This window comes from Paraburkholderia jirisanensis (assembly GCF_054782355.1).
In genome coordinates this window covers 327513-341000 of the sequence record NZ_BAAGSQ010000002.1, presented here as the reverse complement: position 1 = coordinate 341000, position 13488 = coordinate 327513, and the positions used below count along the sequence as shown (strand labels likewise).

Sequence of the window (13488 nt, the reverse complement as noted above, 5' to 3'; positions counted from 1 at the left end):
CTATCGCAAATTGTCATTGTTTGAATCGGGTTTTTTAGACGGTTCTATCAATTGACACCGAATAGCCACAAAGCCAAATTACGTCGCACAAATACATGAAGGGAGACAACAGGATGTCGCACGCCTTTTCCCGGGGCCTCGCGTCGGCGCTCGCCGCGGTCCCATTTTTGATTGCTTGCGGTGGTAATTCCGGCACCCCCGGCGCGATCAATTCCGCGCAATGCTCGGGACCGAATTGCCCGGTGCAGGGTCCGCCGCCGTCGACGCCGGCAGCGAACGCACTGTGCCCGGCCACCGCCGACATCGTAAAGAACACCTACCTGGGCGGTGCAGGCAGCGGCGAAGTGGTGAGCCTGAATATCGACGCCACGGCGATGGCCTACAAGCTCACGTGGCTCGAATCGCCGATTCCGGTAGCGGCCGGCGCCACGCAACCGACGCGCGCCGGCATCACGGTGGCCGGCAATCTCGCGCATCCGCCGGCCGGCTTTCTGCCGACCGCCGAGCAGACGCGCTGCGCGTTCATCCTGCTGCCGGGCAGCGGCACGGTGCCGCCGCACAACCCGGCCAACCCGACCTATGACGGCACCACGTATACGACCGTGACGAACCCGCTCAACCCGCCGATGATCCTGGTCGGCCAGGGTGGCGTGGCGGGTGGTGGCATTCCTGGCGCCGAGATCGCCTTCTCGGGTCTCATATTCGATGCGTCCACGTCGCCGCTCTTTCCGATTCCGGATCGCACGTTCGACTTCTATCCGTTCATCGGCTTCGCCACCGTCGACACCAACCTTACGGATCTGGCGGGGACCTACAACTCGCTGATGTACCACATCCAGCCGACCAAAACCTACAAGGCGGTCGGCACGCAAAGCGTCGAAACCTTCGATACGAACGGCGCGTGCACCTCGCCGTCCGGCGCCTGCGCGACGACCGGTCAGCCGTGGACCACGAATGCGTCCGGCACCTACTTCACCAGCGCACTCGCGCCGCAGACCACCGGCCCGAACGTGGCGCACGTCGAAGACCTGATCATTCCAGGCGGTATCCCGTTGACGCTGCCGCTCTCCGCGAACGCAAACATGATCCTCGGCAAGGTCAACGGGGCACTGGTACCGCTGATCATCCGTACCGGCGTGGCCGATCCGACCAACATCGTGCTCGACGACGAATCAGGTATTGCGCTGCTGTCACCGGCCAACGCCGTCGTCTCGGGCGCGGTCGACGGCGGCTACGTCGGCGCGGACTCGAACTTCAAGTACACCGCGACGCTGATCAAGGGCGCAACAGGCACCTTCATCAATCCGTCGACGCAAGCCGCCGAAAGCGGTTTTGGCCTGCAATACGGCGGCGCAAACCCGGGCCTCGTCACGGCGGCCGATGCGCAGAGCGGCACGAACGGCTTTGTGATCTCGGCGGGCAGCCTGTACGCGGTGCTGCTGCAGGGAACCACCGGCAACGAAGTCGAGAACGGCGGCATCACGCCATCGTCGGCGATCCCCGGGCAGCCCACCAGTTCGATGCCCTACTTCGGCATCGGCGCGCAGATCAGCAAATGACGCGGCCCGCGCATGGCGGGCACATCGGACACAAACGGTTTCACCGTAAATAACAAGAACCCAGAGGCGGCTGGACAGGGAGCCGGCCCCTCGCGATAACGAAAATCAAGGAGATGCAGGATGGACTGGAGATTTCCTGCGGCGCTCGCGCTCGCGGCACCGCTATTGGCAGCATGCGGCGGAGGCGGCGGCGGTGGTAGCGGCGGTGCGCCCAGCACTCAGGCACAGGACGCGCGGCTTTGCCCTGCTACGCTCGGCTACGACACGGTGTTCACCGGCGGCGCCGGCGACGGCGAGCTGATCAAGTTGCAGCTCGACACCACGAAAATGACCTGGCTGGTGACCTATGTCGCGTCGCCAATTCCGCAAAACCCGGGTTCCGTGCAACCGACGCGCGCCGGTCTGACAGCAAACGGCACGCTGACCCAGGAAACCGGACTGCCCACCACCAAACTAAACCAGTGCGCGTTCCAGCTGAACGGCGCCAGCCTCGACCCGACCCGGCCGGCGCGCATCTTCGTCGGCGAAGGCGTCGCAGGCGGCACGATTCCGGGCGCCGAGATTTCGTTTGGCGGCGTGCTCGGCGTCGGCGCCGTGCCCGACACGAAATTCCCGTACTACCCGTTCATCGGTTTTTCCGCGATCGAAACCGACATCACCAAGGTGGCCGGCACGTACAACCAGGTCGGTTACCACCAGGTGCCGTCGCAAAATTTCGCGCCGGTTGCGGTCGACACGCAGATCACGATCAACGCCGACGGCTCATGGACCGAATGCGACCACACCGGCGTGAACGCCGGCAAGTGCCAGCAGCCGGGCACCAACCTCGCCCAGACCGCAGCCAGCGGCGGCGCATTCGAGACCGACAACTTCCTCGGCCAGGTGAAACCGACGCTCGCGCCGACACCCGCCGCGAAGGGCTTCATGATCGTCGGCAAGCTGCGTAACCAGCTGGTACCGATCCTCGTCCGTACCGGCTTCGCCAGTTCATCGCCGACCATCACGCCGCAGGGCGCGCCGCAAGGCCCGGTGGCCGACGACGAATCCGGCATCTCGATGCTCTCGCCACAAGCGACCATCGCGCTGCACTCGCAGGACGGCGAGTACATCGGCGTCGACAGCCAGTTCGACTATCGCACCACCGCGCTCGAAGGCCTGCAGGCGACCATGCTCGATCCGTTCAACTCATCGCAGGCGTCGCTCGCCACGGCGCTCGATCTCGACTACACGCAGTCGGTGCCGGGCATCGTGACGACCGTGCACACGGGCGCGGCCGCGACGCCGACCGGCAAGTTTGCGTTCTCCGGCGGGGTATTCGGCTTCCTCGACCTGACGACGCCCAGCGCGCCGTACTTCACGATCGGTGCGTTCGTCCAGTGATGGACTAACGCGCATTCAGAACCCGACAGGGCGGCTGCGCCGCCGCACCGCACGCCGGCCGGCCAGGCTTGTCCTGGCCGCGTCGCGCTGGCGCGCGCAGCACGCCCGCTGGAGGAGGACATCACAACATGAAAAAGATCCTGGTTGCGGCGCTTGCCGCGTGTCTATCGACGGGCGCCCTGGCGCAGCATGCGGGCGACAACCTGGTCGCGCTCGGCTGGTTCCACGTCGCACCGCTGGATTCGAGCTCAGAGCTCACCACTGAGGTTGCGCCGACGCCGATCATGACGCCGCTGCGTCTGCCGTCGTCGTTCGTGTCGCAGGGCACCGGCCTGTCGACCGATAGCGCCGATACGCTCGGCCTGATTTTCAGCCACTTCCTGACCGACCACATCGCGCTGACCGCCGTCGCGGGCGTGCCGCCGACCTTCCAGCTGTACGGGCACGGCGTGATCAAACCGCCGGGGCCGGCCGGCGCGCTCGGCATTCAGGATCTCGGCGACCCGGCGTCGAACCCGATCGTCAAGAGCGTGCGGCAGTGGAGCCCGGCGGCGATCCTGCAGTATTACTTCGCCTCGCCCGATGCGAAATTCCGGCCATACGTCGGTATTGGTGTTTCGTACAACTGGTTCTCGAGCATCCAGCTGAACCCGGCTTTCATCCAGTCGACCCAGCAAAATCTCGGCGCGGTGCTGGCGGCCGGCGCGGGCAAGACGGGCACGACGACGGTGGAAGGAAAAGCGTCGTCGTCGTGGCAGCCGGTGTTCAATGCGGGCGCCATTTATAACATCACCGAACATTGGGGCATCACCGCGTCGATCACCTACATCCCGCTGAAGACCACCTCGTCGCTGATCATCAAGGCACAGGACGGCACCGAGCTCGGCGTGACGAAGGGCCAGTTGAAGGCCAATCCGCTGATCTCGTTTCTGGCGGTGTCGTATCGGTTCTGAGTGTGCGAGCTGGCCGCCAGCGTCGCGCCGTGGGCGCGGCTGGCTTGCTGACGGCGCTCGCGGGTGGCGCTTGATGGCCGCTAGGCGGCACGCCCCAGCCGCGAGCGCCGCCCGCCGGCCGCCGCTCGCGGGAGGCTTTTGCCCCCCGCTGTCTCGTTCACGCCGCCTCCTTTCATCGGCGCTCGCACCGCGCCTGCCGCACGTCAAACCGGTGGCCGGATCCCTCCGCGGGACCTCGCGCGCCGGGCCAAATGCGGCCGCGTGAAAAAAACCTGAAAATGAAGGTGAACTCACTGCAGCGCCGCGAGACCAAACCGCAGACAAAAAATAATCTGCGCGCGTCGCAGTAACGAGTTGACCCAGCATGGCGATCGCATGAAACTATGCCATTCGCATATCAAACCGCCTTTTACCGCTTCGACACCTGAAGTCGCTTCCCGTCGAAGCTGAAAATCCGCGCGATTGCTCCAGACTCGTTACACTGCGTGTCCAGAAAAACCCATGCCGACGTTTGTCGAGCCGGCATCGCATTTGCGGCCACTCTCGTTATGTGCGGCTACCGGTTGTGCCTATTCAACACCGCCGGTATAAGTCCGTCGAACTGCGAACTCTTAGTGCAAAAAAGATGAAAGGTAAGATTGTCGATGGCGAGGCCCGTGAGCGCCTCATCGTCTGGATGCGGCGGCGCATGGAGGAATTCGGCATCACGCTTGATGCGCTCGAAGCGTCGATTCAGGAAGAACTCGATCACCCACCGCTGTATCGGGACGCGCGGGGCAACGACTGGAATGGCGTCGGCGACATGCCGGACTGGCTGAAGGCGGCCAAGCATGCCGGCGTCGATCCAGACTTTTTCCGCGTCGCGCCGGAGCAAAAGCGCGAGGCTGAAACCGAAGCGTCGCTATTTCGCACGCAGGTTGATCTGTTCGATTCATGACTGGCTGCAGGTGCGGTGTGTGGCGTGCGCTGCCGTGTCCCGCATCGTGTGGCGGCAACTGAGCCCCACGTGCGCCAGCCAGGCTTCTCCGGTATGCAAGTCGCCTGTTAAAGGCGAACCGTCGCGATGTGTGTGAACGCGCAAGACGGCGCAGTTCGTCCCCCGCTTCGTCTTCTGTGAATATGGGCGAAAAAAAAGCCCGCCAAAAGCTTGGCGGGCTGAATCCATATCAGAGGAGACATGGAGGAGACAGGAGTAACTATAGCAAAAGCTTTGGTGCGACGCAACATCTACACCGCGTCCCCGCTCCTCTGTTGCTTCCAACCCACAGCACGCTGTATCGCCCATCTGGCGCGGCTCGGCCGTGAAATTTTTTGTGCTTTGCGTCATGCGCGAAATCGGGTTCGCGCATGACGGACACTCCCGGCGCGCGCTGAGCGTGCGCTTTGGCGTTAGTGCCGCACCAGCGCCATCGCCGCACCGAAACTGACGAAGATCCCGCCGGTCAGCTGATTGAACGCCTTCATGAAACGGGGCCGCTTGAGCCGCGTGCCGATGTGCGTGCCGAACATCGCATAAACGATGTACCAGCTCACTTCGAATACCGCGACGGTGGCAATGAGCACGCTCAATTGCGGCAGCGTCGGCTGCGACGCATCGATAAACTGCGTCAGCAGCGCCGCGCAGAACAGCACCGCCTTCGGGTTGCTGCTGCCGACCAGAAAGCCGTTGCGCACCTGCGACCACCGGGACGTGACGGCGCGCGCCGGCGCACCATCTGGAGCAACCGCCTCACCGCCCGCTTCTCCATCCGCTTCAGCCTGCCGTGCAAGCGGCGTGCGCCAGGCCTTGATGCCCAGCCAGATCAGGTAAGCGGCGCCGATCACCCGCAGCGTGCTGAACATCGCCGGCCAGGCCTTCAGCACGACGCCGAGGCCCGCCGCCGAAATCAGCAGCATCAGCAGCAGCGACATCAGGCAACCCACCATCGTCGGAATCGTGCCGCGCAGCCCATGCCACGCGCCGTGGGTGATCATCAACAGCATGTTCGGGCCGGGAATCGCGCAGCCGACGAAAGCCGTGGCCGCGCACAGCCACCAGGTGTGCAAACTCATGACGGAATGCTCAAAGGCAAAGCAAAGGGAACCCGATTATGCCCGTTCGCATAGCGCGGCGCGTGACCCGGCACGCGCTGCCGCGCAGTACGGCGAACCGCCGGCCTGCTGGGCCGCCCTAGCCTGCCGAGTCGCCCGCGCTCTCCAATGCATTACCCGTCGGACCGCCGAGCGACCATCGCCAGAGGACTAAGCCCGCCCCGCGCGGCGCGCCGACACCTGGCCCAGCACCGCGAAGTCTTTCTCGCCATCGCCGTGCGCGATCGCGTCGATCAGGCTGTCGCGCACCAGGCTCGCGATCGGCAGCGGCGTCGACACCGCGTCAGCCGCGGCGAGCGCGAGACGCACGTCCTTCAGCCCGAGCCGCGCCTTGAACAGTGCCGGCTCGTAACGCTGCTCCGCAATCATCTTGCCGTAGCCCTGATACACCCCGCCCGGAAACGGCCCACTCGTGATCACGTCGAGAAAGTCCTGCATCGCCACGCCGTGTCCCGCCAACAGCGACGCCGCCTCGCCCAGCGTTTCCACCGCCGAAGCGATCATGAAGTTCGCCGCGAGCTTCATCACGTTTGCCTGTTGCGGCAGCGAGCCGATCCGCCAGGTTTTCTGGCCGATCGCGTCGAACACCGGCTGCACGCGATCGATCGCTTCGGCAGGACCGGCGGCAACGATGATCAGCTTGGCCGCGGCGGCCGCATCCGGGCGCCCCAGCACCGGCGCCGCGACATAATTGAGACCGCGTTGCGCGTGCGCATGCGCGAGCTCTTCAGCAAGCGCAACCGAAATGGTCGCCATGTTCACGTGAATCTGGCCGCGCGGCGCGTGTTCGAGCAGTTGCGCGCTGATTGTCTCGCGCACCGCCGTATCGTCGGCGAGCATCGAGAACACCGCGTCGCCCGTAAATGCCTCGGCCACGGTGCCGACCGCTCGCGCGCCCAGCTCCACGAGTTTTTGCGTGCGCTGCGGCGAGCGGTTCCACACCCGCACCTGATGTCCCGCTTTCAATACGTTTTCAGCCATCACAGCGCCCATCTCGCCTAGGCCGATAAAACCGATGTCCATCTCTGTAGCTCCTGTTCGACAGAACCCGCAGTAAAGCACATGCGCCTCGCGTGTGCAGTTTGTCGCCGACGCGGCGACGCCGCGACGCGCAAGTGCGATACTTGCGTGATGGTCACGGCAACCTTCCGTTTCTATGAGGAACTGAACGATTTCCTCGCACGGCCTTTGCGCCGGCAGTCGTTCAGCTGCGTCTGCGCGAGCGCGGCGACCGCGAAGCATATGATCGAAGCGCTCGGCGTGCCGCACACCGAAGTCGAGCTGATTCTGGTGAACGGGGCATCGGTCGGTTTCGATCATCAATTGCAGGACGGCGACCGCGTCGCGGTCTATCCGACCTTCGAAACGCTCGACATCGCGCCGCTGCTGCGTGTGCGCGAGAAGCCGCTGCGCGTGATGCGCTTTATCGCCGATGCGCATCTCGGCGGCCTTGCACAACTGCTGCGGCTGGCCGGCTTCGACACGCTATACGACAACCATTACGCGGATGCCTACATCGAAACGCTGGCATCCGATGAGCATCGCGTCGTGCTGACGCGCGACCGCGAGCTGCTCAAGCGCCGCACCATCACACACGGTTGTTATGTGCGCACGCTGAAGCCCGAAGCACAGTTGCGCGAAGTATTCGGCCGGCTCGATCTGGCGCGCAGCGCGCAGCCGTTCCGGCTGTGCCTGACCTGCAACGTGCCGCTGCGGCGCATTCCGAAGGAAGAAGCGATCGGCCGCGCACCCGCTGGCGTGCTCGAGCGTCATACGCAGTTCGTCACCTGCGACGTGTGCGCGCGGGTGTTCTGGGAAGGCTCGCACTGGCAGCGCATGCGCGCATTGATGGACAGCGTGGCAGGCGCGCCGGGCTGACGCGCGAAGCGGATCGCGGCAGCAGCAGATACAGCCGCGATGCCAGTTTGAGCATGCGGGATGCTCAACCACCCATTCGAAACCAACTCAAAGACCAAAGAAAAAGCCGAAGCATCCGCTTCGGCTTTTCCCAACGTGCCGCCGGCCTCAACCACCTCGCATGGCTGCGACGCGCGGCCCGACACCGCACGTCCCGGACGAGCGGCGCGCGGCTTAGTTCGGTGCGCCCTTGTCGTTCGTGCCTGCTGCGGAAGCGGCTGCCGACACGCCGGCGCGCTTGCCGTGCGTCTTCAGTTGCTTATGCGGCTTTTTCGCCTTCGTGGTGGCGGCCGGAGCAGTTGCACCGGAGGCTTGCGCGAAGGCTTGTACGGACACCAGAGCAACTGCGGCGGTGACGAGCGAGGCGATAATTTTCTTCATGTGTGATCCCCAAACCGATACGACATTAATTGACGTGAGTGTGAGTGGAAGCGCTGGGCCCCACAGCCTTCTCAGCCGAAGGTCGGCCCGGCACTCCGCGGGCGAGTATCACGCACCGTAGGCAGTTTGTCATCCCGGATAAGCCCATATGTATTTTCCGGGAGACAGACAGCTTTCTTATTCCTTTCGAATCGACTTCGGCCGGCACCGTTTATCATGTCGGCTTTCCCGCAAGCGCTGCGCCTTGCACCTGATCCGCGCCAAAACCGGCGCGCATGGCGCTGCACGCATTCGATACGAGATCTCTTCGCTTGAACTCTCTTGCTCGCCAACACCTGCGCGCCAACCTGCTGATGCTGATCGCCGCGATGATCTGGGGCTCGGCGTTCGTCGCGCAACGTCTTAGCCTCGACGTGATCGGGCCGTTTCTGTTTACCGGTTTGCGCTTTCTGCTGGGCGCGGCAGTCGTGTCGGTCTTGCTGATATGTGTGCGGCCGTTCACCGTCGCACGCGCGCGCACCCAACTGCCGGCGCAACGCGCGCAGCGGCCCGACCGGGCCGCGCTGTGGCGCGCCGGAATCGTGCTCGGTCTGCTACTTGCGGTAGCGATTTCGCTGCAGCAGATCGGGCTGCGCTACACGAAGGTCGCGAATGCCGGCTTCATCAGTTCGTTGTACGTCGTGATCGTGCCGCTGATCGGCGTCGCGCTGCGCCATCAAACCCATTTCGGTACCTGGCTCGGCGCGTTGCTCGCGGCCATCGGCATGTATTTTCTCAGCGTCGACGAGCACTTCTCGATGCTGTACGGCGACTGGTACCAGCTGGCCGGCGCACTCGTGATTTCCGCGCAGGTCTTGCTGGTCGGCCGTTTTGCGCGGCGCCACGATCCGCTGATGCTCGCGCTCGTGCAGTTCATCGCGTGCGGGCTCACGTGCAGTGCGATCGCGCTGGCCATCGAGCCGCTGCGCATTGCCGATATCGTGCGTGCCGCGCCGACCATTCTGTATGGCGGCGCGTTGTCGGTCGGCGTGGCGTATACGATTCAGGTGGTCGCGCAGAAAGACGCGGCGCCTGCGCACGCAGCGGTGATTTTCAGCATGGAAGGCGTGTTCGCCGCGCTCGCCGGCTGGCTCGCGCTGGGCGAAACGCTGACTTCGCGTGCGTCGCTGGGCTGCGGCTTGATGCTGGCAGGCCTGATCGTCTGCCAGGTTATGCCGCTTTGGAGCGCACGCCGTCAGGTATCGCCACTCGGCTAGCGCGTGGTGACGCAGCACGGCGAGGCAAGTCGGAAGTCGGCGGAAACACGCACCAGCAGCCGTCGTCGTGGCGAAAGAAGAACAACGCATGCAGGCCACTCGCCGAATGCGCTTCGACCCGCACGTAGCGCGTGCCGTCGGTGCGTGTGCGGCTGAATTCAGTGACGCGCACCGGCATCGAAGGCGCCAGCCACTTGTCGACCAGACTGCGCAGCGATTGCTCGCGCGCGGCGCTCACGAGGTTCTCCACGCGGGCTTGTTGCTGGTGTCTTCGCGCGCGGTCTCGCGGCTTTGCTCTTCCTCTTCTTCCGCTTCCACGACCGCCAGCTCCATCTCGCGGATCACCGCAGCCGCCCTTAGCGTCCTGCAGTTCGCCGAATGCCGGATGTCCGAAAGCAACCGAACCATTTGCCGCGCTGATCTGCGTTTCATAAGCCACCCCCGCACTGCACAAGAGTCTTGATAAAGCACTTTAACTTTATGCCTGGATTACTCGTTGCTGTATAGGTTTTGACGAAATAGCAACAGTCGTATTCGAATCGTTGGTTCGAATGGTTCCAGTGCGCTCAGTGTGCAGGCGGCGAGCGGGGCGGGTCTGTGCGCTGCCGACCGCAACGGCATCACTACTTCAGACAAAAGCCGTCGCAGCTGGCATCGGGCATGCGCGCGAAGGTGCGCGTCAATTCATCCACGAAGGAAACGGGTCGTCGAATTTGCGCCATGCATCAGCGCCGCGTGCCAGTTCGTCGTCGTTCAACAGGCAAGCGTCGAACGCGGCGCGCAGTGCGGCTTCGTTCATCCCCGTGCCGATCAGCACCAGTTCCTGTTGGCGGTCGCCGAACGGCCCTTCGGAGCGGTGCTCGATGACGGCTAGCGCTTCCGGGTCTTGCGGCCATGACGCTTTCGGCACGGCAGCCCACCACGTGCCTGCGCGTCCATGCCGCGAAATCGCCCCAGCCTGCGACCAGTCGCCTACCAGATCGTGCCGCGACGCGAGCCAGAAGTAGCCTTTCGAGCGCAGCACGCCCGGCCACTCGCGCCCAATCCAGTCGAAGAAACGGCGCGGGTGAAACGGCCGGCGCGCACGATAGACAAAGCTGACGATCCCGTATTGCTCGCTTTCGGGGATATGCTCGCCGCGCATTTCCTTGAGCCAGCCCGGCGCTTGCGCGGCCGCTTCGAAGTCGAACAGGCCGGTATCGAGAATCCGGTCGGTCGGCACGCGGCCGAAACTGCTCTCGACGATCTGCGCACGCGCATTGAGTGCGCGCAGTACCGCCTTCATCTGCTCGAGCTGCCGGGCGTCGATCAGATCGGTCTTGTTGAGCACGATCACGTCGCAGAACTCGACCTGCTCGGTCAGCAGATCGACTACCGTGCGGCGGTCTTCGTCACCGAGGCTTTCGCCGCGATCGGCGAGAAAATCATGCGAACCGTAATCGCGCACGAAGTTGTACGCGTCGACCACCGTGACCATCGTATCGAGGCGCGCGATATCGGACAGGCTACGGCCTTCCTCGTCGCGGAACGTGAACGTCTCGGCAACCGGCAACGGCTCGGAGATCCCAGTCGATTCGATCAGCAGGTAATCGAAACGCCCGTCGCGCGCGAGCCGCTGGATTTCGATCAACAGGTCTTCGCGCAACGTGCAGCAGATGCAGCCGTTGCTCATCTCGACCAGCTTTTCGTCGATGTGCGACAGCTGGGTGCCATCGCGCACCAGTTGCGCATCGATATTGACCTCGGACATATCGTTGACGATCACCGCCACGCGCTTGCCCTCCCGGTTGTTCAGCACGTGATTGAGCAGCGTGGTTTTGCCCGCGCCGAGGAAGCCGGACAAAACGGTGACTGGAAGCTTGTTCATGGGGTTCTCGCGGGTCGTTCGGTTCGTTGGTGAAGTCTGCGTGCGATCGCACAAATGTTATAACATAACATTCAGAGCGTGCACGCGTATCCTTCTGGCCGATCGAAATCCGGCGCGAGAACTTACAGCAGGCGGGGTTTAAGGCCAAAGCAGACGGACTAGCCTGGCAGATCGGCCGGCCGTTCCCGCCGGGTAAAGGGAACGACGCAGATCACGTGACAGCGAAGGCGGCGTGCGGGTTCGCATCCGCAGGTTCGCGTGCGCGGGTGCGCACAAACGCGCACCCGCCGGCATCGATTAGCTGAACAAGCGCAGCGCCAGCTCGGCCACATGCTTGCCCTGGAAGCGCGCGATCTCGAGCTCGTTAGCGCTCGGCTGCCGCGCGCCGGTCGGGCCGGCCAGCGTCGTCGCGCCATACGGCGTGCCGCCGCTGATCTCGTCCATATTGACCAGTCCCGCGCACGCATACGGCACGCCGACGACCACCATGCCATGGTGCAGCAGCGTCGTATGGAACGACGTCAGCGTGGTTTCCTGGCCGCCGTGCTGCGATGCGCTCGACGTGAACACGCTGCCGATCTTGCCGACCAGCGCACCCTTGCCCCACAGGCCGCCCGTCATGTCGAGGAACAGGCGCATCTGCCCTGCCATATTGCCGAACCGGGTGGGCGTACCGAAGATGATCGCGTCGTAGTTGGCCAGATCGTCGGGCGTGGCGACCGGTGCCTGCTGGTCCAGCTTCGCGCCGAACTGCGCGGCCTTGTCAGCCGGGATCGTCTCGGGCACGCGCTTCACGTCGACGCTGACTGCCGAACCCGCCGAGCGCGCGCCTTCCGCGATCGCGCCGGCCATGGTTTCGATATGTCCGTACATCGAGTAGTACAGGACCAGGATTTTTGCCATTTTTACTCTCCGGGAAGAATCTGCGCATACCGCGAGTGGTGCGCGCAGGCATGTGCGAAAGATACTAACGAGGTCTTGCGCGCCGCGACAGACACACGATGCGACGACGGAGCAGGCGGCGCGAACCCCGCACAGTGATAGCACCGTCGTGTGACCAAAGATAATTAAACCTGCGGTCTTGCGAATAAACGAAGCGCGGCATGGCGCCGCGCCTTGCACATTCTGGCAGATCGAGCCCGGCTCAGATCACGTAGAACACGCCCGCGACGATCGAACCGAACAGCACCCATTTGACGACGTAGTAAGTCGGCCGATGCCATGCCTTGATCTTCTTGCCGACGCGCCGGATCGCGTACACGTACTTGAAGGTGCGGTTCAGCACGCCGGTGCGGTCGCATGCTTCGTTCGGCGAGGTGGCCGCGCGCATCAGCGTGTTCGACACGAAGCGGTTGATCGCAGCGGCCCAGCGAAAACGCATCGGCCGCTCGATGTCGCAGAACAGCACGATGCGCGACACGTCGGTGCCGTTCTTGGCGTAGTGAATGTAGGTTTCGTCGAACAGCACTTCTTCGCCGTCGCGCCAGAAGTATTCGTTGCCGTCGACGCTGATATAGCACTTCGGATCGGCCGGCGTGACGAGACCGAGGTGATAGCGAATCGAACCGGCATACGGGTCGCGATGGCGCACGAGACTCGCGCCCGGCGGCAACTGCGCGAACATCGCCGCCTTCACGGAAGGTATGTTTTGCAGCAGCCGGGTGGTGAATGGACACAGCGCTTCTGCGGAAGCATGCGGCGCGTCGTACCACTTCAGATAGAAGCGTCGCCAGCCGGTCTTGAAGAACGAGTTGAAGCCGATGTCGCTGTAGTTTGCCGCGGCGGCGATTTTCTGCGATGCATCGACCGCGAGCGCCTCTTCGCGGATTGCCTGCCAGTTCGCGCGCAATGGTTCCAGTTCGGGGAACCAGGACCGCTCGATGTAGGGGCCCGGCTTGATCGGGGAAAGCAGATAGCACCATAAATTGATCGGTGCGAGGAAGGTCGAGTGATCGGATAGCTGACGGCCGAAAGTGAACCGTTCAGTGCCGCGTCTGAACACATAAATCACGCTAACGACGACCCACGCCAGGACAATCCAACGCATTGCGGCTCCTATCAGGTTTCCGCTTGATGACAATGTC

General features: G+C 63.7%; 14 protein-coding genes. 6 read left to right on the top strand and 8 right to left on the bottom strand.

All coding sequences use genetic code 11. The features are described 5' to 3' along the window. The first annotated feature begins 113 nt into the window (after positions 1–113). The 4 genes from ACYVNQ_RS01955 (at position 114) to ACYVNQ_RS01940 (ending at position 4829) form a co-directional block, all read left to right on the top strand. On the top strand, positions 114–1559 hold the full coding sequence (locus ACYVNQ_RS01955; protein ID WP_460900459.1) for a DUF2957 domain-containing protein: 1446 nt from the start codon (positions 114–116) through the stop codon (positions 1557–1559). A gap of 120 nt (positions 1560–1679) precedes the next feature. Further along, the gene (locus ACYVNQ_RS01950; RefSeq protein WP_460900458.1) at positions 1680–2939 is read left to right on the top strand and encodes a DUF2957 domain-containing protein; all 1260 of its coding nucleotides are present in this window, start codon (positions 1680–1682) and stop codon (positions 2937–2939) included. 128 nt (positions 2940–3067) lie between these two features. After that, positions 3068–3892, top strand: a complete 825-nt coding sequence (locus tag ACYVNQ_RS01945; protein ID WP_460900457.1) for an OmpW/AlkL family protein — start codon at positions 3068–3070, stop codon at positions 3890–3892. Between the two features lie 625 nt (positions 3893–4517). Continuing rightward, on the top strand, positions 4518–4829 hold the full coding sequence (locus tag ACYVNQ_RS01940) for a hypothetical protein (protein WP_460900456.1): 312 nt from the start codon (positions 4518–4520) through the stop codon (positions 4827–4829). 452 nt (positions 4830–5281) lie between these two features. On the opposite strand, the gene ACYVNQ_RS01935 is transcribed toward ACYVNQ_RS01940, so the two are convergent. Further along, positions 5282–5944 (bottom strand): LysE family translocator, encoded by a 663-nt coding sequence (locus ACYVNQ_RS01935; RefSeq protein WP_460900454.1) that lies wholly within the window; start codon positions 5942–5944, stop codon positions 5282–5284. A gap of 189 nt (positions 5945–6133) precedes the next feature. After that, on the bottom strand, positions 6134–7225 hold the full coding sequence (locus tag ACYVNQ_RS01930) for an NAD(P)-dependent oxidoreductase (RefSeq protein ID WP_460900452.1): 1092 nt from the start codon (positions 7223–7225) through the stop codon (positions 6134–6136). Between ACYVNQ_RS01930 and ACYVNQ_RS01925 the strand changes: the two genes are divergently transcribed. Further along, positions 7115–7861, top strand: coding sequence for a Mut7-C RNAse domain-containing protein (locus ACYVNQ_RS01925; RefSeq protein ID WP_460900450.1), 747 nt, complete (start codon positions 7115–7117; stop codon positions 7859–7861). The two genes, ACYVNQ_RS01930 and ACYVNQ_RS01925, sit on opposite strands and share 111 nt — an antisense overlap. Before the next feature lie 213 nt (positions 7862–8074). Here the strand turns inward: ACYVNQ_RS01925 and ACYVNQ_RS01920 are convergent, their stop codons facing one another. Beyond that, positions 8075–8281 (bottom strand): hypothetical protein, encoded by a 207-nt coding sequence (locus tag ACYVNQ_RS01920; protein ID WP_460900448.1) that lies wholly within the window; start codon positions 8279–8281, stop codon positions 8075–8077. A 311-nt stretch (positions 8282–8592) separates the two neighbouring features. Here ACYVNQ_RS01920 and ACYVNQ_RS01915 point away from each other — a divergent pair, with 311 nt between their 5' ends. Next, entirely contained in the window at positions 8593–9537 is a 945-nt protein-coding gene (locus tag ACYVNQ_RS01915) for a DMT family transporter (protein WP_460900447.1), read from the top strand. Here the strand turns inward: ACYVNQ_RS01915 and ACYVNQ_RS01910 are convergent. From ACYVNQ_RS01910 to ACYVNQ_RS01890, 5 genes are all read right to left on the bottom strand, one after another. After that, the gene (locus ACYVNQ_RS01910) at positions 9491–9775 is read right to left on the bottom strand and encodes a hypothetical protein (RefSeq protein ID WP_460900446.1); all 285 of its coding nucleotides are present in this window, start codon (positions 9773–9775) and stop codon (positions 9491–9493) included. The genes ACYVNQ_RS01915 and ACYVNQ_RS01910 overlap by 47 nt on opposite strands. Continuing rightward, positions 9772–9945 carry a hypothetical protein gene (locus tag ACYVNQ_RS01905; protein WP_460900444.1) on the bottom strand — a complete coding sequence of 58 codons (174 nt, stop codon included), beginning with the start codon at positions 9943–9945 and terminating at the stop codon, positions 9772–9774. Before ACYVNQ_RS01905 ends, ACYVNQ_RS01910 begins: the two co-directional genes overlap by 4 nt. A gap of 271 nt (positions 9946–10216) precedes the next feature. Then, on the bottom strand, positions 10217–11404 hold the full coding sequence (zigA, locus tag ACYVNQ_RS01900) for a zinc metallochaperone GTPase ZigA (RefSeq protein WP_460900443.1): 1188 nt from the start codon (positions 11402–11404) through the stop codon (positions 10217–10219). 297 nt (positions 11405–11701) lie between these two features. Next, a complete protein-coding gene (wrbA, locus tag ACYVNQ_RS01895; RefSeq protein ID WP_460900442.1) occupies positions 11702–12307 on the bottom strand; it encodes an NAD(P)H:quinone oxidoreductase in 606 nt (201 codons plus the stop codon). Between the two features lie 241 nt (positions 12308–12548). Continuing rightward, the gene (locus ACYVNQ_RS01890) at positions 12549–13451 is read right to left on the bottom strand and encodes an aspartyl/asparaginyl beta-hydroxylase domain-containing protein (RefSeq protein WP_460900441.1); all 903 of its coding nucleotides are present in this window, start codon (positions 13449–13451) and stop codon (positions 12549–12551) included. Positions 13452–13488: the final 37 nt, after the last annotated feature.

Bases quoted from the DNA above. Each gene is read 5' to 3' on its own strand.
- ACYVNQ_RS01955 (WP_460900459.1), top strand. From the start codon at position 114: ATGTCGCACGCCTTTTCCCGGGGCCTCGCGTCGGCGCTCGCCGCGGTC.
- ACYVNQ_RS01950 (WP_460900458.1), top strand. From the start codon at position 1,680: ATGGACTGGAGATTTCCTGCGGCGCTCGCGCTCGCGGCACCGCTATTG.
- ACYVNQ_RS01945 (WP_460900457.1), top strand. From the start codon at position 3,068: ATGAAAAAGATCCTGGTTGCGGCGCTTGCCGCGTGTCTATCGACGGGC.
- ACYVNQ_RS01940 (WP_460900456.1), top strand. From the start codon at position 4,518: ATGAAAGGTAAGATTGTCGATGGCGAGGCCCGTGAGCGCCTCATCGTC.
- ACYVNQ_RS01935 (WP_460900454.1), bottom strand. From the start codon at position 5,944: ATGAGTTTGCACACCTGGTGGCTGTGCGCGGCCACGGCTTTCGTCGGC.
- ACYVNQ_RS01925 (WP_460900450.1), top strand. From the start codon at position 7,115: ATGGTCACGGCAACCTTCCGTTTCTATGAGGAACTGAACGATTTCCTC.
- ACYVNQ_RS01930 (WP_460900452.1), bottom strand. From the start codon at position 7,225: ATGCTTCGCGGTCGCCGCGCTCGCGCAGACGCAGCTGAACGACTGCCG.
- ACYVNQ_RS01920 (WP_460900448.1), bottom strand. From the start codon at position 8,281: ATGAAGAAAATTATCGCCTCGCTCGTCACCGCCGCAGTTGCTCTGGTG.
- ACYVNQ_RS01905 (WP_460900444.1), bottom strand. From the start codon at position 9,945: ATGGTTCGGTTGCTTTCGGACATCCGGCATTCGGCGAACTGCAGGACG.
- zigA (WP_460900443.1), bottom strand. From the start codon at position 11,404: ATGAACAAGCTTCCAGTCACCGTTTTGTCCGGCTTCCTCGGCGCGGGC.
- wrbA (WP_460900442.1), bottom strand. From the start codon at position 12,307: ATGGCAAAAATCCTGGTCCTGTACTACTCGATGTACGGACATATCGAA.
- ACYVNQ_RS01890 (WP_460900441.1), bottom strand. From the start codon at position 13,451: ATGCGTTGGATTGTCCTGGCGTGGGTCGTCGTTAGCGTGATTTATGTG.